The 21,018-nt window shown below is 63.2% G+C and carries 16 protein-coding genes; 9 read left to right on the top strand and 7 right to left on the bottom strand.

Going from position 1 to position 21,018, the window contains the following annotated elements:
- Nucleotides 1–14 precede the first annotated feature (14 nt).
- The 5 genes from BerOc1_RS03355 to lepB all read left to right on the top strand — a co-directional run bounded on the left by BerOc1_RS03355 (nt 15) and on the right by lepB (nt 4,395).
- Nucleotides 15–932 carry a TIGR00269 family protein gene (locus BerOc1_RS03355; RefSeq protein WP_071544288.1) on the top strand — a complete coding sequence of 306 codons (918 nt, stop codon included), beginning with the start codon at nt 15–17 and terminating at the stop codon, nt 930–932.
- 4 nt (nt 933–936) lie between these two features.
- On the top strand, nt 937–1,956 hold the full coding sequence (locus BerOc1_RS03350; RefSeq protein WP_071544287.1) for a glycosyltransferase family 2 protein: 1,020 nt from the start codon (nt 937–939) through the stop codon (nt 1,954–1,956).
- 65 nt (nt 1,957–2,021) lie between these two features.
- Nucleotides 2,022–2,420 (top strand): RidA family protein, encoded by a 399-nt coding sequence (locus BerOc1_RS03345; RefSeq protein WP_071544286.1) that lies wholly within the window; start codon nt 2,022–2,024, stop codon nt 2,418–2,420.
- The gene (locus BerOc1_RS03340; RefSeq protein ID WP_071544285.1) at nt 2,417–3,535 is read left to right on the top strand and encodes a threonine synthase; all 1,119 of its coding nucleotides are present in this window, start codon (nt 2,417–2,419) and stop codon (nt 3,533–3,535) included. Before BerOc1_RS03345 ends, BerOc1_RS03340 begins: the two co-directional genes overlap by 4 nt.
- A 17-nt stretch (nt 3,536–3,552) precedes the next feature.
- On the top strand, nt 3,553–4,395 hold the full coding sequence (gene lepB / locus BerOc1_RS03335; RefSeq protein ID WP_084641032.1) for a signal peptidase I: 843 nt from the start codon (nt 3,553–3,555) through the stop codon (nt 4,393–4,395).
- Between the two features lie 10 nt (nt 4,396–4,405).
- On the opposite strand, the gene BerOc1_RS03330 is transcribed toward lepB, so the two are convergent.
- The 4 genes from BerOc1_RS03330 to BerOc1_RS18990 all read right to left on the bottom strand — a co-directional run bounded on the left by BerOc1_RS03330 (nt 4,406) and on the right by BerOc1_RS18990 (nt 7,107).
- Complete coding sequence (locus BerOc1_RS03330; protein ID WP_165610771.1) at nt 4,406–5,131, bottom strand: Ppx/GppA phosphatase family protein; 726 nt, start codon at nt 5,129–5,131, stop codon at nt 4,406–4,408.
- Between the two features lie 372 nt (nt 5,132–5,503).
- Nucleotides 5,504–6,568, bottom strand: a complete 1,065-nt coding sequence (gene mltG, locus BerOc1_RS03320) for an endolytic transglycosylase MltG (protein WP_071544282.1) — start codon at nt 6,566–6,568, stop codon at nt 5,504–5,506.
- Nucleotides 6,544–6,957: a Holliday junction resolvase RuvX gene (gene ruvX / locus BerOc1_RS03315; RefSeq protein ID WP_071544281.1), complete on the bottom strand. Its 414-nt coding sequence runs from the start codon at nt 6,955–6,957 to the stop codon at nt 6,544–6,546. The genes mltG and ruvX overlap by 25 nt, the downstream gene beginning before the upstream one ends.
- Nucleotides 6,958–7,107 (bottom strand): hypothetical protein, encoded by a 150-nt coding sequence (locus tag BerOc1_RS18990; RefSeq protein ID WP_165610770.1) that lies wholly within the window; start codon nt 7,105–7,107, stop codon nt 6,958–6,960.
- 193 nt (nt 7,108–7,300) lie between these two features.
- Here BerOc1_RS18990 and BerOc1_RS03310 point away from each other — a divergent pair, with 193 nt between their 5' ends.
- On the top strand, nt 7,301–8,338 hold the full coding sequence (locus BerOc1_RS03310; protein ID WP_071544280.1) for a T6SS phospholipase effector Tle1-like catalytic domain-containing protein: 1,038 nt from the start codon (nt 7,301–7,303) through the stop codon (nt 8,336–8,338).
- Nucleotides 8,339–8,347: 9 nt separating this feature from the next.
- Here the strand turns inward: BerOc1_RS03310 and BerOc1_RS03305 are convergent, their stop codons facing one another.
- The 3 genes from BerOc1_RS03305 to BerOc1_RS03300 form a co-directional block, all read right to left on the bottom strand.
- Nucleotides 8,348–11,869, bottom strand: a complete 3,522-nt coding sequence (locus tag BerOc1_RS03305) for an FAD-binding and (Fe-S)-binding domain-containing protein (protein ID WP_071544279.1) — start codon at nt 11,867–11,869, stop codon at nt 8,348–8,350.
- A 282-nt stretch (nt 11,870–12,151) separates the two neighbouring features.
- Entirely contained in the window at nt 12,152–13,675 is a 1,524-nt protein-coding gene (locus BerOc1_RS18755; protein ID WP_129586471.1) for a P-loop ATPase, Sll1717 family, read from the bottom strand.
- A 354-nt stretch (nt 13,676–14,029) separates the two neighbouring features.
- Nucleotides 14,030–15,976 (bottom strand): methyl-accepting chemotaxis protein, encoded by a 1,947-nt coding sequence (locus tag BerOc1_RS03300; RefSeq protein ID WP_071544278.1) that lies wholly within the window; start codon nt 15,974–15,976, stop codon nt 14,030–14,032.
- 269 nt (nt 15,977–16,245) lie between these two features.
- Between BerOc1_RS03300 and BerOc1_RS03295 the strand changes: the two genes are divergently transcribed.
- From BerOc1_RS03295 to BerOc1_RS03285, 3 genes are all read left to right on the top strand, one after another.
- Nucleotides 16,246–17,385, top strand: coding sequence for a pyridoxal-phosphate-dependent aminotransferase family protein (locus BerOc1_RS03295; RefSeq protein ID WP_071544277.1), 1,140 nt, complete (start codon nt 16,246–16,248; stop codon nt 17,383–17,385).
- A gap of 36 nt (nt 17,386–17,421) precedes the next feature.
- Complete coding sequence (locus BerOc1_RS03290) at nt 17,422–18,606, top strand: phosphoglycerate dehydrogenase (RefSeq protein WP_071544276.1); 1,185 nt, start codon at nt 17,422–17,424, stop codon at nt 18,604–18,606.
- 164 nt (nt 18,607–18,770) lie between these two features.
- Nucleotides 18,771–20,942 (top strand): methyl-accepting chemotaxis protein, encoded by a 2,172-nt coding sequence (locus tag BerOc1_RS03285; protein ID WP_071544275.1) that lies wholly within the window; start codon nt 18,771–18,773, stop codon nt 20,940–20,942.
- Nucleotides 20,943–21,018: the final 76 nt, after the last annotated feature.

The raw sequence follows: 21,018 nt of genomic DNA, 5'->3' as shown, positions 1-21,018 counted from the left end.
GGGGGTATGTTCACATGAAATGCACCCGCTGCCGCAAGACGGCCCACGTGGCCCTGCCGAGCCACCATTCCGGCTTTTGCGCCGACTGTTACCCGCTCTTCTTCACCAAGCAGGTGGAGACGGCCATCCGACGGGAGAAGATGTTCACCCGCGACGACCGGGTTTTGGTGGCCCTGTCCGGGGGCAAGGACTCCCTGGCGCTGATGCTCGAACTCAAACTGCAGGGGTACGACGTGACCGGCCTGCACATCGACCTGGGCATCCCGAACTCGTCGGACAAGGCCCGCGGCAAGGTCGAGAACTTCTGCGAACTGAACGGACTGCCCCTGCGCGTCTTCGAGATGGCCGCCTGGGGATTGCCCATCCCGGACGTCAAGGAACACATCAAGCGTCCGGTCTGCGCCGTGTGCGGCAAGATGAAGCGCCACCACTTCAACCGCATCGCGGTGGAGGAGGGCTTCGACGTCCTGGCCACCGGGCACAACCTGGACGACGAGGTGGCCCGGCTGTTCGCCAACACCCTGCGCTGGGACACGGCCTACCTGTCCGACCAGGGGCCGGTCCTGCCCGCGTCCGAGGGGTTCGTGCGCAAGGTCAAGCCCCTGTTCCGCCTCAGCGAATTCGAGACCGCCAACTACGCCTTCCTCAAGGGCATCGAGATCCACTCCGACCCCTGCCCCTATTCGGGCGGGGCCAGCTTCACCGGCCACAAGGAATTGTGGGGCGAGCTGGAGCACCGCAGCCCGGGGCAGAAGTTCCAGTTCTACCAGTCCTTCCTGAAAAAAGGGAAACCGGCCTTCGCCCAGGTGGAGAAGGAGACCGGGGCGGAACTGAAACCGTGCACCGAGTGCGGCTCGCCCACCAGCGCCGAGATCTGCTCGGTCTGCCGCATCAGGGCGGCGGTGCGCGAGAGCAAGGCTAAGGCGGAGTAGTCCCGTGGCCGGACCTCGAATATCCGTGACCATGCCCTGCTATAACTGCGGGCAGACCGTGGCCGGGGCGCTCGATTCGCTCCTGGCTCAGGAGGGCGCGGATTTCGAGGTGGTGGCCGTGGACGACGGATCGACCGACGACACCGCGTCCGTCCTGGCCGAATACGCGCGCCGGGACGGACGCGTCCGGACCTTCTCCATCCCCCACGGCGGGGTCATCAAGGCGGCCAACGCGGCCATCGAGGCTTCAAACGGGCAGTATGTCGCGCGCATGGACGCCGACGACGAGGCGTTGCCGGGTCGCCTTGCGGCCCAGGCCGGACTGCTCGACGACCACCCGGAGGTCGGGCTGGTCGGCTGCCGGGTGCGTTTCGGCGGCTGCCGCACGGCCTGTCGGGGGTACGCCCATTACGTGGACTGGACCAACACCCTGCTGACCCACGAGGCCATCAGCCTGAACCGGTTCGTGGAGTTCCCGGTGCCCAACCCGTCCATCATGTTCCGGCGCGACTGCCTGGAAGAGCACGGCCCATACCGCGAGGGCGACTTTCCCGAGGACTACGACCTGCTCCTGCGCTGGCTGGAGGGCGGGGTCAGAATGCTCAAGGCGGACGCCGAGCTGCTGGTCTGGAACGACCCGCCGGACCGGCTGTCGCGCAACCACCCGCGCTATGATGTGGACGCCTTTTACCGCATCAAGACCGAGTACCTGGCCCGCTGGCTTGCGCGCAACAACCCGCACCATCCGGTGGTCCACATCCTGGGCTCCGGGCGGACCACCCGCAAGCGGGCCGACCTGCTCCTCAAGCACGGCATCGAGTTCGCGGCCTACTACGACGTGGACCCGAAGAAGATCGGCCACGTGGTTCACGGTCTGCCGGTCCGCGACCGCGGCGAGGCCCCGGCACCGGGCCAGGGGTTCTGCCTCCCCTACGTGGCCAGCCGGGGGGCGCGCGGGGAGATCGCCGCATTCCTCGAAGAGCGCGGCTGCGAGCTTGGCCGCGACTACATCCCGGCCGCCTGATCTTCCTCTCTTTCTAGCCATTCCTCACGGAATCTGGCACGGTTCGCTCAAGACAAGGAGTATTCATGAAATTCGTATCCACCCCGGATTGCGCGCCCCCGGCCGGACATTATTCACAGGGCGTCGTTCACGGCGGCCTGGTCTGGGTCTCGGGCATGCTCGCCGTGGACCCGGCCACGGGCGAGCGCAGGCTCGGCACCGTGGAGGAGCAGACCCGGCAGGCTTTGGCCAACGTGGACGCGGTTCTGCGCGCCGCCGGGTCGAGCCGCGACCGGGTGCTCAAGTGCACCTGCTATATCTCGGACATCGAACTATGGGGCCGGGTCAACGCGGTCTACGCCGAGTTCTTCGGCGACCACAAACCCGCCCGCGCGGTGGTCCCGACCCGGGACCTGCACTACGGTTTCCAGGTGGAGATCGAGTGCGTGGCCGCTGTCGGCGACAGCGAAGGGGAGGGCGCATGACCCGGTTCGTCTGCCGCGACTGCGGCCTTGATTTCGACGTCATGGTCCCGCGCTGGCGCTGCGACTGCGGCGGCCTGCTGGACCTGGATTTCACCCCGAGCCTCGATCCCGCCAAAGTGGCCGGGCGGCCCGCCACCCTGTGGCGCTATCGCGAGGCGCTGCCCGTGCCCGAGGGCGCGGAACTGACCCTCGGCGAAGGGTTCACCCCCATGGTCGAGGTGGAACTGGGCGGGCGACCCGTGCTGGTCAAGCAGGAGCAGCTTTTCCCCACCGGCTCGTACAAGGACCGGGGCGCGGCGGTCATGATGGCCATGGCCGCGCACATCGGCGTGACCGACGTGGTCGAGGACTCGTCCGGCAACGCGGGCTGCGCCGTGTCCGCCTTTGCGGCCAAGGCGGGCATCCGCTGCCGGATATTCGTGCCCGCCGACAACTCGCCGGGCAAGCTCGGCCAGATCGAGCTCTACGGGGCCGAGCTCAACCCCGTGCCCGGCTCGCGCGAGGACACGGCGGCCGCGTGCATGGCGGCGGCAAAGGATCACTACTACGCCAGCCATGTGTACAATCCGTTCTTCTTCCACGGCACCAAGACATTCGCCTACGAGGTGGCCGAGCAGCTCGGCTGGCGGGCCCCGGACACCGTGATCCTGCCCGCGGGCAACGGCACCCTGCTCCTCGGGGCGCATATCGGTTTCGGCGAACTCAGGGACATGGGACTGATCGAGCGCGTGCCTCGGCTGGTGGCCGTGCAGTCGGCCCGCTGCGCGCCGCTGTGCGCGGCCTTCGCCGAAGGTGCCGACGGCGTGTCCGCCGCCGTGTCCGGGCCCACCCTGGCCGAGGGCATCGCCATCGGGCTGCCCATGCGCGGGACGCAGATGCTTCAGGCCGTGCGCGACACCGGCGGGACCTGTCTGGCCGTGTCCGAAGAGGCCATCCTGGCCGCCTTCCGGGACGCGGGCCGCAAGGGATTCTGCATCGAGCCCACCTCGGCGGCCGTGGCGGCCGGGGCCGCGCGGTACGCGAAAAACGCCGATCCGGACGAGACCATCGTGACCATGTTCACCGGCCACGGGCTCAAGGTGGGCGACAAACTGCACAAGCTGGTCAGCGACTGACCGGGAGGACGCTTCCCATGACCGACGCGTTCGACATGCCTGTCGTCAAGCCGCGCAGCCCGTGGCTGGCCCTGTTCCTTTCCCTGGTGGCCGTGGGGTTGGGCCAGGTCTACAACGGGCAGTGGAAAAAGGGGGCGGGCCTCTACCTGGCCGAACTGGTCGTGGCCCTGTTCATGGTCCTGTTCTGGGCCGATTTCGCGGCCATGCTTCTGTGCGTGTCCATCCTGATCGGCTACAACCTGTTCGCGGCCGGAGAGGCCTTCGCCACGGCGCGCAAGCTGACCGGGTACACTCTCAGGCCGTGCAACCGGCTGTGGATATACCTGGTCTGCCTGGCCGTCAGCCTCGGCACGGGCGCGGCCTTCGAGCGCACGATCAACGGCTGGTTCTTCAAGGCCTACAAGGTGCCGTCCGCCTCCATGCTGCCGACCATCCGGGTGGGCGACCACTTCATGGCCGAGGTCCTGGAGCCCGGGGATCGGCTTGCGCGGGGCGAGATCGTCATCTTCTCCACACCCGGGACCAAGGGGCGCGATTTCGTCAAACGGATAGTGGGACTGCCGGGAGAGACCGTGGAGGTCAGGGCGCGACGGGTGCTCATTGACGGCGCGCCCCTGGACGAGCCCTACGTCTGCTACACCAGGGAGGGCATCCTTCCGGTGCGCGACACTTTCGGGCCGGTCACGATGGGATCGGACGAGTATTTTCTGATGGGCGACAACCGGGAGGACAGCCTGGATTCGCGCTGGCTCGGACCGGTGCCACGGAATCGGATTACCGGAAGGGCCGGGTATATCTATTTCCCCGGCGACATGAACGCGCCCGACTGGTCGGACAGGTTGGGAGCGCCCCTGAGATAGACGGGGCGGCCTACCAGAACTCGCGGGTCGCGAACAGCCCGTCGGCCTGGTTGATCTTCAGCGGGCGGACTTCCTTGATACCCAGGGCGTCCATGTAGCCCAGGACCAGGATGAGGTTGGTCAGCCGGCTCTCGGCGTATTCGCTCTCGAACGCCTTGTCCGGCTTGCCGGTCCATTTCTGGAGCGCCTCGGCCACCTCGTCGCGGGTGTAGGTTTCCTTGCGCCCGCCCAGGACCTCGGGCACGGAGTAGTAGTGCACCCCGCCGATGCCGGCCACGGTCAGGCCCGGATGGGCGACCCGATTGGCGATGTACAGGGGCACGGTCATGGCCGCGTGGGCCTGGATGTAGGCCAGGGCCTGCTCAGCCTCGCCGGTGCTGACCGGGTTGGGGCTGACCGTGGTGTTGATGTCCTTGCGCTGGATGTTGTGGATGACCACGTTCTTGAAGGCGATGGAGGCCATGGGATCGAGGTAGAAGAGCAGGCCGCCGTCCGGCTTGCGGATGGTCATTTGCATGGAGTTGCCGCCGATGTCCCAGACCAGGAGGTCGTGGGCCTCGTCGCCCAGCTCCTGGCGCACGGCGTGGTAGCCGAGCATGGCCGCCTGCTGCTCTGAGATGACCCGCGAGGGGATGCCCGTCTCCTGGCGGATGCGCACGAAATACGCCCGCCCGTTCTGGGCCTCCTGGAAAATGCGTCCGCCCACGGCCGAGTATTCCAGGGCGTTCCGATCCACGGCCACGGCCTTGAGCTTGTCCCTGGTCCATGACGTCCTTGCTCAGGTTGCCGTCGTAGGAGCGGGCCAGGTCTTCGGCGAAATCGACCTTTTCGGACAGGGTCGCCACCGGGGCGACGATGCGGCCGGTGGAGATGTCCACGTCCGCGATGATGCATTTGATGTTGGCGGAGCCGATGTCGAAGGCCGCGCGGCGGACCACGGTGGCGTCCTGCGCGGATGACGGCGAGGCCAGGAAGAGGCACAGGATCAGCCCGGCCAGCAGTGCGATGTTCAATGTCGGACGCATCATTCTCCCCCGATGTACCGATTGCGCTTACCCGTGTAACTTATAGAAAAACGGGTGGGTGCGCAACGCCAAGGCTTGGCGGGTCATTGTTTGGTGGAGCGGTAGGTGGATCGGTTGCGTTTGAGCTGGTATTTGCGCACGGCCCGGTTGTGTTCCTCCAGGGTCCGGCTGAAATGGTGCGAGCCGTCGCCTTTGGCCACGAAATAGAGGAACTGGTGTTCCTCGGGGTGGACCGCGGCCATGAGCGAGTCCAGGCCGGGCGAACAGATGGGGCCCGGCGGCAGCCCGGGGTGGACGTAGGTGTTGTACGGGTTGTCCCGGTCGGTCAGGTCGCTGCGCTTCAGATTGCCGTCGAACTCCGGGCCCAGCCCGTAGATGATGGTCGGGTCGCACTGGATGAGCATGTGCCGCTTCAGCCGGTTGCGGAACACCCCGGCGATGCGCGCCCGCTCGGTCGCGTCGCCGGTTTCCTTTTCCACCAGGGAGGCCAGGATCACGGCGCGGTGCATCTCCTTGAAGGGCGGCAGCCCGCCGGGCCAGACCTTGTGCGCGTTCTTGAAGAATTCCCGGATCATGACCTCGGCCATATGGTGGGCCGGGCGGTCCTTGGGCGGGGTGAGCAGGTAGGTCTCGGGAAAGAGGTAGCCCTCGGCGTCCCTGGCCTGGATGCCGTACCCGGCCAGCAGTTCGGGATCGGCCACGGCCTTGGTGAAGCCGTCCGCGCCGCCCAGGCCCGCCTCCTCGATGACCGAGGCCGTCTGCCACCAGGTCAGCCCCTCGCGCACGGACACCCGGCGCATGACCCCGGTGGACGAGGTCAGCTCGGTCAGGACGCGCTCGGGCACCCAGCCCGTGGACAGCCGGAACACGCCGGCGCGCACGGCCGAGCCCTTGCCCGTGCGCACGGCCAATTGGTAGAACCGGCGGGTGTCGGTGATCAGCCCCTCGCTCTTCAAATTGGCGGCGATGGTGGTGAATATCTGGCCCGGCTCCACGCGGAACAGGATTTCGCGGCCGGGCGTCTCGGGCGCGGTCTTGAGGAACTGCTCCTCCTGCCACGCCTTGTACCACTTGTAGCCGCCCACGCCGAGTCCGGCGAGAACCGCCAGCAGGACCGAGGCAATCAGGAAGTAACGGAATCGAGCCATGAGCGAAGGATGACCACGGCGGCCTGGCTGTCCAGGGCGGCCTTGCGTTTGGCGCCGTGCAGTCCGGCGGCGTTGAGTTCCTCTTTGGCCTGGGCCGAGGTCAGCCGCTCGTCCATGAGGTGGACGGGCGCATCGATCCTCCGCTCCAGGCTCTGCGCGAAATTGCGGGCCTGCCGGGTGGTCAGGGTGTCCTCGCCGTTGAGAGCGAGCGGCAGGCCGACCACCACGGCCTCGATGGCCTCATCATGAATGATTTCGGTCAGTTCGTCAAAGAGCGCCTGGCGCGTGGTCCGCTCGATGGTCTTCAGCGGCGAGACCAGGGTGCCGGTCCGGTCGCTGACCGACAGCCCCACGCGCTTGAGCCCGAAGTCGATGCCGAGCGCGCGCACTTAGGCGGCCTCCAGCAGGAGCCAGGTCCGGCGGCCCTCGCCCATGCGGCGGACGGCCGCGCCGGATGAGGCCTTCGGTGCCTCAATGCCTGCGTGGGCGGCGAACCGGTTCTTCCCGTTGAAGAGTCGTCGTATGTCCTGGCTGTCCATGGGCCTCCCTTAACGCGTGAATGACTGAGACAAAAAAGCATGCCCGCCGTCCGTGGTCAAGGTCCGGATGGGCCGGGCAGGGTAAAACCTCCGGGGCTGGCGGAGGTTATTTTTTGCCGTATCGATTTGACGTATAATTTGTATCGGGTGTATGAATCCGGAGTGTGCGTTCACTGCAAACCGGGGAGGCGGCATGGCTGACGGGAAGCGGATAGCGATTTTTTGCGACGGCACCTGGAATTCGCCCGACACGACCAGCGAGGGCGTCTCCTGCGCCACCAACGTGGTGCGTATGGCCGAGGCGGTCAGGCGGGAGGGCAAGGACGGCGTGGAGCAGAAGATGTTCTACGATCCCGGCGTGGGGGCCAGCGGCAGCAGGCTCAGGCGGGTCTTCGAAGGGGCCACGGGCACCGGACTGTCGAAAAACGTCCGCGAGGCCTACCGGTATCTTTCCTCGGTCTACGCCAAGGGCGACGACCTGTACCTCTTCGGGTTCAGCCGGGGCGCGTTCACGGCGCGCAGCCTGGCCGGGCTGATCCGCAACTCCGGGCTGCTTTGTCCCGAGCATCTGGACAGGGTCGGCATGGCCTACAAGCTGTACCGGTCCCGCGCCAGGGAGTCGCACCCCCGGGCGCGGGAGGCCGTTCTGTTCCGCAAGACCTACGCCTTTGAGGACGTCACCCCGATCAAGTTCGTCGGGGTCTGGGACACGGTCGGCGCACTGGGCAACCCGGCCTGGCTGCAGAGCCCCCTGAGCCGCCGCAATTCCTTCCACGACGTGGCTCTGAGCTCCAAGATCGAGAACGCTTTCCAGGCCCTGGCCGTGGACGAGAAGCGCCGCCACTTCAAGGACAGCCTGTGGGTTCAGGACGATCCCGCGCCCAAGGGGCAGACCCTGGAGCAGGTCTGGTTCGCCGGGGTGCATTCGGACGTGGGAGGAGGCTATCCGCAGACCGGGCTGTCGGACATTCCGCTGAAGTGGATGATCGACAAGGCCAAGTCCTGCGGACTGGAGTTCTCGCCGTTCAGGCCGGGGCCCAAGCCGGACCCCATGGCCGAACGCCACGAGTCGTGGAAGGGGTTCTACCGGATCATCGCGCCCCACCACCGCAAGGTGATGCAGACGGACCATTCGGGCGAGTCCCTGCATCCGTCGCTGGAACGGAAATACCGGGAGGACCCGTCCTACAAGCCGGAAAACCTGCGCCACATCCTGGGGCCGAAACCCTAGGGGAGACGGCTACGCGCCCTTGCGCTCCACGGTTTCGAGCAGCTTCATGAGATCCTTCTCCCACCTGGGGCCGCCCACGCACTCGGCCAGGTACTCCACGGCGTGCAGGACCCGGTTGGGGCGCTTCATCTGGAGCATGGACCTCTTTATGCCGATCTTGCACGACGGGCAGCCTACCACGATGGGCCGCTGGCGGTCCATGCCCAGGTCCTCGCGCAGCTGCTCCTGCTTGCGGTCGCGAAGCCGGTTGTAGATGGCCGGGCTGGTCATGGCCCCCATGCCGGACTCGCCGCAGCAGCCCGGGGAGAGGTCCACGTCCGTGCCGGTCAGCTTGGACAGGGCCGCGCGGTACATCTCCGGGGCCTTGAGCTTGGGCACGCCGGTCCACTCCATGTGGCAGGCCGAGTGGTACAGGACCGATTCGGCCTGGCGCACGGCGGGCAGCCGTTCCATGAGGTACTGGACCACGTCCAGGTGCTCGAGCGGGTCGGCCAGTTCCGAGGAGAAGTCGTAGGTCTCCAGCGACTCGCGGCAGGTGCCGCAGGCCGTGAGCAGGGTGGTGGCCTTCAGGCCCGCCTTGCCGGTCTTGACCAGGAGGTCCAGGAACTCCTGCCCGTTGCGGTGGCGGTTGGTCTTGTAGGCCTCCTCGCAGCCCGAGGCGAGCAGGGGATAGCCGCAGCACATGTGGTGGTCGGGCAGGACCACGTTCACCCCGCTCTTGAGCAGCAGGTAGACCGAGGCCATGCCGATGGACCGGGAGAAGAGCGAACCCCCGCAGCCCGGGAAATAGAGCACGGTCCGGTCGCGGTCCGCGCCCGGGTTCCTGAACACCGAGCCCTCTTCGAGATGGAGCTTTTCCGACAGGTTGCGGTAGTCCATGTCCGGGGTGTGGTGCTTGATCACGGGCGACTGGATGCGCGACAGCCAGCGGGCCGGGATCATGCCCAGGGTCTTGTCCTGGATGGACTGGCCAACGGACAGGACCTTGGCCGCCATGGGCAGGGTCTGGGCCGGGTTCTTGGCCAGGTTGCGCAGCACGATCTGCTTGAGCGGATGGCCGGACTTGCCCTTGGAGTCGAGGAACGAGCGCATGGACAGGGCGGCCCCTGCCGAATCGATCTTGACCGGGCAGGCGGCCTGGCATTTGCCGCAGGCCGTGCAGTGGTCCATGAGGTCGCGCAGCTCCTTCATCAGCCGGTGGGCGGGCTCGCCGGTCTGGATCTGCGAATAATAGATGCCCTCGATGAGCGCGCCGAGCGCGATGTTCTTGTTGCGCGGGTGGTACATCAGGCCGCGCGCGGGCTGGTACATGGGGCAGACCTGCTTGCACTTGCCGCAGCGGGTGCAGGTCTGGATGTTCCTCAGCAGCCCCATGAGCGCTTCCTTGTCCTTGAGGGCCGTGCCGTCCAGGTCGTGGATCAGCCGGTTGAAGGAGAAGGTGAACGGCGTGCTCGGCAGGGTCTTGGACGTCAGCTTGCCGGGGTTGAAGACCCCGCCCGGGTCCACCTGTTTGCGGTATTCGCCGAGCGCCCTGATCTTCTCGTCGCTCAGAAAGCCGATCTTGGTGATGCCGATGCCGTGCTCGCCGGACACCTGGCCGCCCATGTCCAGGACCTTGCTCATGACCGTGTCCGCGGCTTCATGGGCGGCGGCCAGCATCTCGGCGTCGTTGGAGTTGACCGGCAGGTTGACGTGGCAGTTGCCGTCGCCCGCGTGCATGTGGTTGGCGATGACGATGCGTTTGAGCTGCAACTCCTGCCACAGCGCCTTTATCTCGCGGTCCAGCTTGGGGTAGGTGTCGCGCAGCTTGAGGAACAGGAACCGGCACTGGGCCTCCTGCTCCACGTCCGAGAAGTCCTTGGAGGTGATCTCGTGGCTCAGGATGGCCCGGATGCGTTCGCGGGCCTCCTTGATGTCCTTGTCGCCCGGGTTGACCCCTTCCAGGGCCTCGACCTTGTTCAGGGTGGCCGCGTAGATGTTCGCCAGGTAGATGAGGTTCAGGTCCTCGAGGAACTCCGAGAATTGCGGGATGACCTCCATGGGGATGACCACGTCCTCGTTGATCTTGAACCCCGAGGTGCGTCGGGCGATGGCGGACAGCTTGTGGCGGTCCTCCCAGAAGAGCTCGGCCTCGCGCTCGTCGCGGGCGGCGAAGATGTCCACGCCGTCGTAGGGCTGGGCCAGGGCGAGCACGGTCTGGCGGGCGGCGTCCAGGGCGTCCTTGTCGTCCGAGTCCAGTTGCATGATGATGACCGAGATGGGGTCGCCCTCGTACTGGGTGGACTTGGTCTGGTACTCGATGGCCTGGACGTACTTGGGCCCGAACTCCTCCAGGGCCGAAATCTTGACCAGGTCCCCCTCCTCGCGGATGGTGTCGCGCATTCTGACCACGTCCTTGATGACCAGCATGGCGTTGCCCATGGACCGGCCGAAGAACTCCAGACAGAGCACCTGGGAGTGGGCCAGGGTGGGGTAGCAGACGAAGGTGGCCGTGGTGATGATCCCGTCCGTGCCTTCCTTCTGCACGCCGGGCAGGCCGCCCAGATATTTGTTGGACACGTCCTTGCCCAGGCCCGGGCCCCGGATTTCGTCGCCGTTCAGGGTCACGGTGTCCAGGAGTTTGCCGCTCTGGTCGAGGATCTCGAACACGGCGGTGTCGAACGGGTAGATCTTGTGGCGCGGGTGGTCCTTGCGCCGGACCTCGATGAGCGAGCCGTCGGGCCGGACCATGCGGTAGCTCAGGATGTTGTCGATGGTCGTGCCGTATTCGAAGGCGAACGGCCCGCCCGCGTTTTCCGAAATATTGCCGCCCAGCGAGGAGCCCGCCTTGGAGGCCGGGTCCACGGTGAAGAGCAGGCCCTCTTTGGCCGCGGCCTGGATGGCGTTCAGGGTGATCACGCCGGACTGGGCGGTCATGGTCCGCTCGGCCGGGTCGATGTCGAGAATCTTCTTGAACCGGGAAAGCGACAGGATCACGCAGCGCGCCTCGGCCGGGATGGCTCCGCCGGTCGCGCCCGTGCCGCCGCCGCGCGGGATGACCCCGAAACGCATCTCGTTGGCCAGCCGGACGATGGACTGGATCTGGGCCTCGTCCTCGGGGAAGAGCACGAGCATGGGCAGTTCCATGCGCAGGTCCGTGGCGTCCGTGGCCGACTCGATGCGCGAGTGCGGCTCGTTGCCGATGGCGTCCTCGGGCATGAACCGCTTCAGCCGGGAGACCACGTTGTCGCGGAAGGCCAGCTCGTTTTCGTGGCGCTCCCAGAACAGTTCCACGCCTTTGGTCAGGATGGTGGCGAACTCCCGGTCCAGCATGGGCCGGGACATGTTCAGCCGCCGCTCCACCGCGGTCTTGACCAGTTCGGGGTCGATGAACGGGTTGTAGCGCACCAGGAACAGTTCGGCGGCCAGGTTCGAGGCGAGTTTCTTGACCTTCTCGGGCCAGTGCTGAAACTGCTCCATGTCCACCACCCCGAAGGCGCGGGTGATGAGCTGTTCGTCGGAAATCGATATATGGGGTCCAAGCTGGGCCATGTCTTATTACTCCATGGATGGTCGGTGAAGGGAAGAGGAGTAAGACCTTTTGGCTTGGTTGGCAAGGGTGGCTATTAATACTGCTTTGGGGAGGGATTTAATCCAGAGGGGAAGGCTCTCTCTCTTTGGGGTGGAGGCCAAAAGTCGGTATCATACTCTATAATAAATAATCCGCAGGATTTTAAAAGTGAGGGGGAGGAGCCAAGAGGCAACGAAATTGTGTATTATAAAGTTAAAATGTAATTGGTGGATAATTGATTCGTATTTGATCAGCCCCTTTGGCTATTGTCCCTTTTTCCATGGTTTATATGGTAAAGATTGTTGTCTGTCATCATCCATCATTGAATAGAAAGCGGGGTGTACTTCCCATTGACATTTTTGAAGTTCTTGAATGTTGTTATGGGAAACAAAATTTGGCGAGTCATAGAATGCTACATGAGCAAAACCTTCTGGTTGTGTGGGGTCATAAATGCGAGGGTTAACTATATTGGCCATATGTAATACTCGCATAATTTCAATTGCTGAGGCAGTGTCATTGGCATTCATAGTCTTTCCATCGATATCGATCCTGCGAATAGAGGGGGTTGTTTGTACGATTTTTAAGTAGTCCGTAAAGTCGTATATTTGCTTTTTTAGGACGACATTTGTTATCGTCTCTAAAGAAGGGCATATGTCAGCAAATTCGGCATATGTTCTTGCTAACACACCTTTACCGTATTTTGCCATCGCTTTATATGCGTGGTTTGCAGTTATTTTATGCTCTTTGGCTTCTTTTAAAATAAGCTGCATGAACAATACTAACTCTCTTGGCTTATTTCTACTTGTCTTCGCTAAAAAAGATGTCCATTTGCGAATGATCTCTTTTTTCCCGGGGAGAACCAAATCTTTGCTTTCAAAAAAAGGGTTAACTCCTGGCTTTGGTTTTGGTGATAGTTCATCAAATGCTGCATCAAGACGTTTCACTAAAATACGTTCCACGTCTTCATCGGACATTCTGAGTCTAATTATGTCATTAATTTTATCACGTCTGTCGCTGCCAAGTCCCCGTCTTTCCATCGTGTGCCAAATGTCATTTCGGACGCAAACTACCGCATTGATACATGGAATTGATAAAGTTAGTTGATATAGTGCGTCAACGATAGCCCAGCAATTTGAGTAGTTGAGTTTGGTCTTTTCATTTGGGCTAATAGCTGCTTGAGTTGCTGCCCTATCAATATCATCAACGAATAGGAATAGTTTTTTCTGTTGTGCTTTTATTACATTGTTTATTGAGTTTGAGATTGATGAAGGTTTGCTATACCCATCTAGCTCCATTATACCTTTGACGACATCTGTAGATCTTGGAATTATTGACGAAATGAATTTAGTCAATTTAACACTAATATTGTTACATTGAATATTTTCATCATTGACCGCACATTTTAATAAATGCCGTTCGTCTTCGTCGACAATGGATATTTCTTCTGCTGCGTTTAACAGTATGCTGATTATTTTTTGATTAAGTTGTTTTTCAAATTCATTTGATTTTGAGGACAGGGCTGAGCAGCTATTGACAAGTTCTATATTGAAGTCTGAAGGTGTGATTAAGATCGATAAAGTGTTTTCATCCAATAGTCTTGAGTGCGTTTCTTCGATAAGACAAGATTTCCCAACCCCTTTGGGAGAAATAAGAATTTTCAGTTTGCCAAAAGAAAAGTCAAAAATTTCTTCATATTGTTTTGTTTTTATGAAAATTTTGTCTCTAATATCCCGCTCAGCCTGGGCGTCACCACTTTTAAAATATTTATGGAGTACATGCATGCTCATTAGGGGAAATCCTTGTTTTTATGATTTCGTATTAGATTAACTCGCATAAGTATCAAGTGCAATATTTAATTGGGTTGCTGCATCTTCAATTTTGCTCACTTTGTATTTTTCACCCCGCCTGTTGTTCATTAAAATATTTCCCATCGGATTGGGTAGGACCTCTTTTCTTGCAACAATTACTAAGAATTAGGTGAGGCTGTGATTAATCCAGAGCTTGCGGTTTTGAAACACGGTAATGTCGAGTTAGAGTGAAGTGGATACTTGAATGCTCTTTCGTCGTGGTATATTCTAGAAAACAAAAAACGCGCGGCACCTAACAGGTACCGCGCGTTTTTTGTTTTCTAGAGCCTTCGCCTAGAACCGCTCGAAGTCCCCGTCGCCGCTTTCCAGGGCCGGGGGGGCCTTCCTGGAGGCGGTTTCGGAACCGGGCAGGGCCTTGGGGCGGGCGGGCATGGCGCGGACCTGGGTGGTGTGGCCCGCGTCCACGTTGAAGAAGGCCATGGTGGTCTGCAACTCCTGGCCCTGGGCCGAGAGCTCCTCGCTGGTGGAGGCCATCTCCTCGGAGGCCGAGGCGTTCTGCTGGATGACCTGGTCGAGCTGCTCGATGGCCTTGGAGACCTGGTTGGCGCCCGCGTTCTGTTCGTTGCTCGACGCGGTGATCTCCTGGACCAGGGAAGCGGTCCTTTCGATGTCGGGCACCAGTTGCTGCAGCATCCTCCCGGCCTTGTCGGCCACGGCCAGGCTGTTTGCGGACAGGTCGCTGATCTCGGCCGCGGCCACGCCGCTGCGTTCGGCCAGCTTGCGCACCTCGGCCGCGACCACGGCGAATCCCTTGCCGTGCTCTCCGGCGCGGGCCGCCTCGATGGCCGCGTTCAGGGCCAGCAGGTTGGTCTGCCGGGCGATTTCCTCGATGATGGAGATTTTTTCGGCGATGCTGTTCATGGCCTCCACGGTCATGACCACGGACTCGCCGCTTTCGCGGGCGTCGGCCGCCGCCTTGTTGGCCAGCTCCTCGGTCTGCCGGGCGTTGTCCGCGTTCTGGCCGATGTTGGAGGCCATCTGCTCCATGGAGGAGGATATCTCCTCGATGGACGCGGCCTGTTCCGTGGCCCCCTGGGCCAGGGCCTGGGCCGAGGCGGACAGCTCCTCGCTGCCCGAGGCGATGTTCTCCGAGGCCGCGCCCACGGACTGGACCACCTGGCGCAGCTTGACGACCATGTCGTTCAGGGCGGCCGCGAGCACGCCTATCTCATCCTTCTGGTCCACGTCGAGCGTCTTGGTGAAGTCGCCGCCGGCCATTTCCTCGGCAAAGCGGACGCCCTTGGCCACCGGCCGGGTGATGGACAGGGTCAGGAGCACGGCGGCGGCCAGACCCAGGAGCAGGGACACGCCCGCCGTGCCCAGGCTCAGACGGTTGGCCCACATCATGTCGTCGAGCATGGCCTGCTTCTGTTCGGCGCGCGCCTGGCGGCAGACCTCGTCCGCGGCCCGGGCGGCCTTGACCATCCCGTCCTCGGCCACGGTCTGGCTCTGCACGTACGTATAGAAGGTCTCGAACTCGGTCCGGTAGCGGGTCACCGCCTCGCTGACGCGTTGGAGCAGGTCGAGGTTGCGCTGATCGTTGAAGCGGGTTCCCAGGTCGGCGGTCAGGGCCAGGATGTTCTGCGTGTCTTTCAGATTGGCGTCATGGTAGGCGCCGTCCTTGGACACGATGTATTCCTTCTCGTTTTTGCGCGCGTCCAGGATTTGCTTGATGATCCGGTTGGCGTCGTCCGCCTTGGCCAGCTTGGACTCCAGTTCGCTCCGGGGAGCCGTGCCTCCGGCGAGCATGGTGGTAAACTGTCCCTTCTGCTCGCTGCGCAGCTCCTCGGCCAGGGCCAGGGCCGCTTGGGCGCTCTCGCGCATCTGGGCCAGGTTGGCGGCCTTTTTCCGTTCCAGGTCCACGTAGTCGGCAAAGGCCTTTTCGTAGTTGCGGACCGCCTCCACGGTCGCGGCCATCTGGTCCTTGTTGGCCTGGTTGTCGAACTTGTCGCTGGTCGCGTTAGCCTGCGCGAACAGGGCCTTGAGGGTGGCCGCGTGCTCCTCGATGAGTTTGGCGTCCTTGCGGATGATGAAGTTCTTTTCCTTGATGCGCCCCTCGAGGATGAAGCGGACCAGGCGGTTGGCGTCGTCCGCCTTGTCCACGCGGTCCCGGATGGACGACATTCCCTGGAGGCAGATCACGGCAATGGCCGCCGTCAATATGAGGACGATTCCGAAACCGATGCCCAACTTCACTCCCAAACGTAGATTCTTTAACATGGTCGTTCTCCCGACGGGATTGGCTGTTGCGAATATCCGGCGTATGACGCCGCGTCGGGCATAGTGTTCACGCCAAGTCGGATCGACGATATTATAAATTGCATCCCGTTACGTGCGGGGCGCGTTTTCGGGAACAGTCCGTGCGGGAAAGAGGGCCGGGCGGGCCCGTCCGTCTTGCCTTTCGGCCCGGCCCGTTATACTGATCGAAAACATTTTTCATGGTATGGACCGACGTATCTTTTCGTCACAATCACTGAAGGGTAGAGACTATGAGCAAGCCGACTTTCGCGCCTCTGAAACTGTTCATCACCGGGCCGACCTACATCCGCCAGGATGTCAAGGAGGCGGCCCTGTTGCCCGAGTTCGGGCATCGCGACGCGGAAAACGACCTGCGTTGCGTGCCCATCCGGGAAAATCTGCGCAAGCTCGCCGGGTGCGGCGACGACTTTGAGCCGATCCTCTGTCTGGGCTCCGGGTCCACGGCCATGGAGACTTCGGTACGCTCCCTGGTGGCCGACGGCGAGACCATCCTGAACGTGTCCGTGGGCGCGTTCGGCGACCTCTACTACAACCTGGCCGCGTCCAACGGCAAGAAGTGTGAAAACCTCAAGTTCGACTACGGCACGGCCGTCGACCTGAACGTGCTCGAGGACAAGCTCAAGGAACTCAAGCCCGAAGTGGTCTCCTTCACCCACAACGAGACCTCCACCGGCGTGGTCAACGACATGAAGGCCGTGTGCGGGCTGGTCCGCAGGCACGGGGCCATGCCCCTGGTGGACGGCGTGTCCATCTACGGCGGCGCTCCGCTCGATTTGTCCGACTCCGGGGCCGCCATGTATTCCACGGCCACCCAGAAGTCGCTGGGCCTGCCCGCCGGATTCGGCATCGGCTTCGTCTCGAAGGAGGCCGAGGAAAAGGCCGAAAGGGTGACGAACAAGGGCCACCATCACGACCTCACCAAGCACCTGGACAAGGCCCGCAAGAACCAGACCCTGACCACCCCGAACACCTGCCTGATCAACCAGATGTGGTATCAGCTCGACCGCATCGTCAACGAGGAGGGCATCGAGAACCGGTTCGCCCGCCACGCGGCCATGCGCGGCCAGGTGGAGAAGTGGGTCGCCGGGCTCGACGGCTTTGATATGTTCGCCCCCGAAGGGTACCGTTCGCCCACCGTGTCCACCGTGCTCTGCCCCGAGGGCGTGACCGTGGCCCAGCTCAAGAACGGCGTGAAGGAGGCCCTGCGCGGCGAGGGCTATCTCATGGACCCGGGCTACGGGAAGCTGAACGCCGCCCTGGAGGGAGCTGGCCGCCGCCTGGTTTTCCGCGTGGGTCACATGGGCGACATCACGCCCGACATGCTCGCGGCCTACCTGGGCAAGCTCGAGGAGGCGCTGAGGAAGTTGTAACCGTCTGCCATAAAAACATGGCATGGGGAGGAGCGTATGCGGATACTTGCCAACGACGGCATTGTGGAGGAGGCGCGGAAGTATTTGAAGCAGCAGGGCTTCACCGTGGAGACCGAGAAACGCGACGAGGACGACCTCCTCAGCGAGATAGGCTCCTTCGACGCCCTGCTCGTGCGCTCGGCCACCAAAGTCACCCGGGCCCTGCTCGAGGCCGGGGTGAGGGACGGGGGCAAGCTCAAGATCGTCGGCCGGGGCGGCGTGGGCACGGACAACATCGACCTGGAGGCGGCCAAGGAGCTGGGCGTGATCGTCAAGTTCGCGCCCAACGGCAACACCAACGCCACGGCCGAGCACGCCCTGGGGCTGATGTTCGCCATCGCCCGCAGAGTGCCGTTCGCCCACAGCGCCCTCATGAGCGGCACCTGGCACAAGAAGCGTTTCAAGGGCGTGGAGCTGTTCGGCAAGACGCTGGGCATCATCGGCTGCGGCCGCATCGGCCAGGCCCTGGCGGCCAAGGCCTCGGCGCTGGGCATGAAGGTCCTGGGCTACGACCTCCGCCGGTCCATCGACGCGCCCCTGACATACGTGGACACCATCCCGGAGCTGCTCGGCAAGTCCGACTTCGTGTCCCTGCACTGCGGCGGCGATGACCCGGTCATCACGGAGGCGGAGTTCGCGCAGATGAAGGACACCGCTTTCCTGATCAACGCCTCGCGCGGCAAAAACGTGTCCGAGGACGCCCTGTACCACGCCCTCAAAACCGGGCGGATCGCGGGCGCGGCGCTTGACTGCTACGAGACCGAACCCAAGCGTGAGGGGCTGCCCTTCGCGAACAGGCTTCAGGAACTGGACAACATCGTCATGTCCGCGCACCTGGGCGCGTCCACCAGCAACGCGACCATCCGCACCGGCCTGGAGATTGCCGAGGTGGTCACCGGCTACCTCAAGCGCGGCGAATACGGCAATTCCGTGAACGTGGGCGAGACCGTGGAGGAGGAGGGGGCCGACGTCTACACCATCTTCATCACCCACGAGGACAAGCCCGGCATGTTCGGCAAGTTCGGCACCCTCATGGGCGAAATGGGCGTGAATATCCGGGAGAACAACTCCCGCAAGCTCGGCGGACAGGTCCAGACCGTGTACATGGTCCACTCCAGGCCCGACGAGACGGTCCGCAAGGCCCTGAGCTCCATTCAGGGCGTAAACCGCGTGACCATCTGATCCGGGCGCGCATCCGAAGTCAGACGGGCCGGGGAGTTTCCCCGGCCCGTTTTTTTGTGTCCGCGTATTTCGTAACCATATCGTAACATTAATATAATGGATGGAGATGTGTTCCTGTCTGATGAGTGATTAATACCATTGTCATCCCCAGGAAGGAGATTTTCATGTTTCACGCCCTGAAACTCAGGACCAAACTATTGTTCGGCTTCGGCACGGCCAGTCTGTTGCTGCTCGTCGTGGTCGGCCTGTACCAATACGCCAACACTGTCTCAGTGCGGGGGTTCGACCGGCTGCTGGGCGAGCAGGTGGCCATCAGCGCCCGCGCCCGGCAGGCCGAGATAGCCATGCTGCAATGCCGCCGCAACGAGAAGGACTTTCTCCTTCGGCTGGACAGGAAATATCTCACGGACTTCGAATCCAACCTGGCCCGTGTGAACGAGCACGCCTCGGCCGTGATTCCCCTGGCCGAGGCCATCGGCCAGCCGGATCTGGCGGCCCGGGCGCGGTCCGTGGAATCGGCCGCCGTCGAGTACAAGGCCGCCTTCCTGGAACTGGTCGCGGCCTGGGAGCGGCGCGGCCTGACCCCGGACACGGGGCTGCAGGGCGCTTTTCGGGACGTGGTCCATGCGGCCGAGGCCGCCTTCGAGCGGCATCAGGTCCAGGACCTGTACATCGACATGCTTTTCATGCGCCGCTGGGAAAAGGATTTTCATCGAACCGGCGCGGACCGCTACCTGAAACGGCTGCTGGACGCCATGGACCGCTTCGAGCACGATTTGGATCTGAAGGAGAAGAGCGCGCTGCTCGACGACGCGGGCAAGTCGCTGGCCGATTACCGCGCGGCCTTCGACAGCTTCCGCGCCACCCGTTCCGATCCCGATTACCAAGTCGTGCGCGAGACCGCCGAAGCCCTGGAAAAGATCCTGGATTCGGTGTTCGTGCCCGACGTCAAGGGGCTCCTGCTCATGGTCCGCCGCGGCGAGAAGGACTATCTGTTGCGCGGCGACGGGAAGTACGTGCGCAAGACCCACGCCAGCCTGGACAAGCTGGTCGCCGCCTTCGAACGGTCCGGGGCGGACCAAAAGTACGTGCGCGAGGCCGGGGAGATGGTCAAGGCGTACGCCGCCTCCTTCGACGCCCTGGTGGCCGAGGACTCGCGCATCAAGGAGGTCACCGAGCGCATGCGCACGGCGGTGCACGCCATTGAGCCCCTGGTGGAGCATCTTTCGAGCGAGGGGGCGCGGCTGGCCGGGGAACGGGCCGTGGAGGTCGGCGACAGGGCCGTGTGGCTGGGCCGCATGGCCATGGTCATCGGGCTGGTGGCCATAGTCCTGAGCCTGGTCTTCGCCGTGTTCATCGTGCGCGGCGTGCTCGGCCAGCTTGGCACCGACCCCATGGAGCTGGTGCGCATCACCCGGCTCATCGCGAACGGCAAGCTCGGCGTCCGGTTCGACGGAAGCAGGAAGGCCGGTTCGGTATACGGGGCCATGCGGGCCATGTCCGAGAAGCTGGTGGAGGTGGTCTCGACCGTGTCGGACGCGGCCTCCAGCGTGACCGCCGGGGCGGAGGAGCTCAACGCCACCGCCGTGCTGGTGGCCGAGGGGGCCAACCAGCAGGCCGCCGGGGTGGAGGAGGTCTCGGCCAGCGTGGAGCAGATCGTGGGCTCCATCCAGCAGAATTCCGAAAACGCTTCCAAGACCGAGTCCATCTCGCGCCAGGCCAGCGGCGACGCCGAGGAGGGCGGCCGGGCAGTGGGCGAGACCGTGCAGGCCATGCGCGACATCGCGGAGAAGATATCCATCATCGAGGAGATCGCCCGGCAGACCAACCTGCTGGCCCTGAACGCGGCCATCGAGGCGGCCCGGGCCGGGGAGCAGGGCAAGGGATTCGCCGTGGTCGCGGCCGAGGTGCGCAAGCTGGCCGAGCGCAGCGGCAAGGCCGCGGCCGAGATCAGCGAGCTGTCCACCAATTCCGTGGCCGTGGCCGAGCGGGCCGGGGAGATGCTGTCCAAGATGGTCCCGGACATCCAGCGGACCTCCGAGTTGATCCAGGAGATTTCGGCGGCCAGCGCCGAGCAGTCACTTGGGGCCGGTCAGATCAACACCGGCATCCAGGGGCTGGACCAGGCCATCCAGCAGAACGCCTCGGCCTCGGAGGAACTGGCCTCCACCGCGGAGGAACTGTCGGGCCAGGCCATGCAATTGCAGAGTACGATCAGGTTCTTCGACCTGGCGGGCACCGTCAGGCCGGACGATTCCGGGCGGCCCAGGGCCTTGCCGCCCGTCTCGGACGCCGGCCCCGATGACGATTCGGACGAAGACCTGGAACGGTTCTGACATCGGGAAGCCAAAAGGGCCCGGCGTGCGCCGGGCCCTTTTTTGACGTCCACCGGCGGATGGCGGACTGATCTCC

This window comes from Pseudodesulfovibrio hydrargyri (assembly GCF_001874525.1).
GTDB classification, from domain to species: Bacteria; Desulfobacterota; Desulfovibrionia; order Desulfovibrionales; family Desulfovibrionaceae; genus Pseudodesulfovibrio; species Pseudodesulfovibrio hydrargyri.
This window is presented reverse-complemented; position numbering and strand designations above follow the sequence as displayed.

Excerpts from the sequence above, each read along its gene's own strand:
- BerOc1_RS03355 (WP_071544288.1), top strand. The coding sequence starts at position 15 with ATGAAATGCACCCGCTGCCGCAAGACGGCCCACGTGGCCCTGCCGAGC.
- BerOc1_RS03345 (WP_071544286.1), top strand. The coding sequence starts at position 2,022 with ATGAAATTCGTATCCACCCCGGATTGCGCGCCCCCGGCCGGACATTAT.
- BerOc1_RS03340 (WP_071544285.1), top strand. The coding sequence starts at position 2,417 with ATGACCCGGTTCGTCTGCCGCGACTGCGGCCTTGATTTCGACGTCATG.
- lepB (WP_084641032.1), top strand. The coding sequence starts at position 3,553 with ATGACCGACGCGTTCGACATGCCTGTCGTCAAGCCGCGCAGCCCGTGG.
- mltG (WP_071544282.1), bottom strand. The coding sequence starts at position 6,568 with ATGGCTCGATTCCGTTACTTCCTGATTGCCTCGGTCCTGCTGGCGGTT.
- BerOc1_RS18990 (WP_165610770.1), bottom strand. The coding sequence starts at position 7,107 with ATGGACAGCCAGGACATACGACGACTCTTCAACGGGAAGAACCGGTTC.
- BerOc1_RS03310 (WP_071544280.1), top strand. The coding sequence starts at position 7,301 with ATGGCTGACGGGAAGCGGATAGCGATTTTTTGCGACGGCACCTGGAAT.
- BerOc1_RS03305 (WP_071544279.1), bottom strand. The coding sequence starts at position 11,869 with ATGGCCCAGCTTGGACCCCATATATCGATTTCCGACGAACAGCTCATC.
- BerOc1_RS18755 (WP_129586471.1), bottom strand. The coding sequence starts at position 13,675 with ATGAGCATGCATGTACTCCATAAATATTTTAAAAGTGGTGACGCCCAG.
- BerOc1_RS03300 (WP_071544278.1), bottom strand. The coding sequence starts at position 15,976 with ATGTTAAAGAATCTACGTTTGGGAGTGAAGTTGGGCATCGGTTTCGGA.
- BerOc1_RS03295 (WP_071544277.1), top strand. The coding sequence starts at position 16,246 with ATGAGCAAGCCGACTTTCGCGCCTCTGAAACTGTTCATCACCGGGCCG.
- BerOc1_RS03290 (WP_071544276.1), top strand. The coding sequence starts at position 17,422 with ATGCGGATACTTGCCAACGACGGCATTGTGGAGGAGGCGCGGAAGTAT.
- BerOc1_RS03285 (WP_071544275.1), top strand. The coding sequence starts at position 18,771 with ATGTTTCACGCCCTGAAACTCAGGACCAAACTATTGTTCGGCTTCGGC.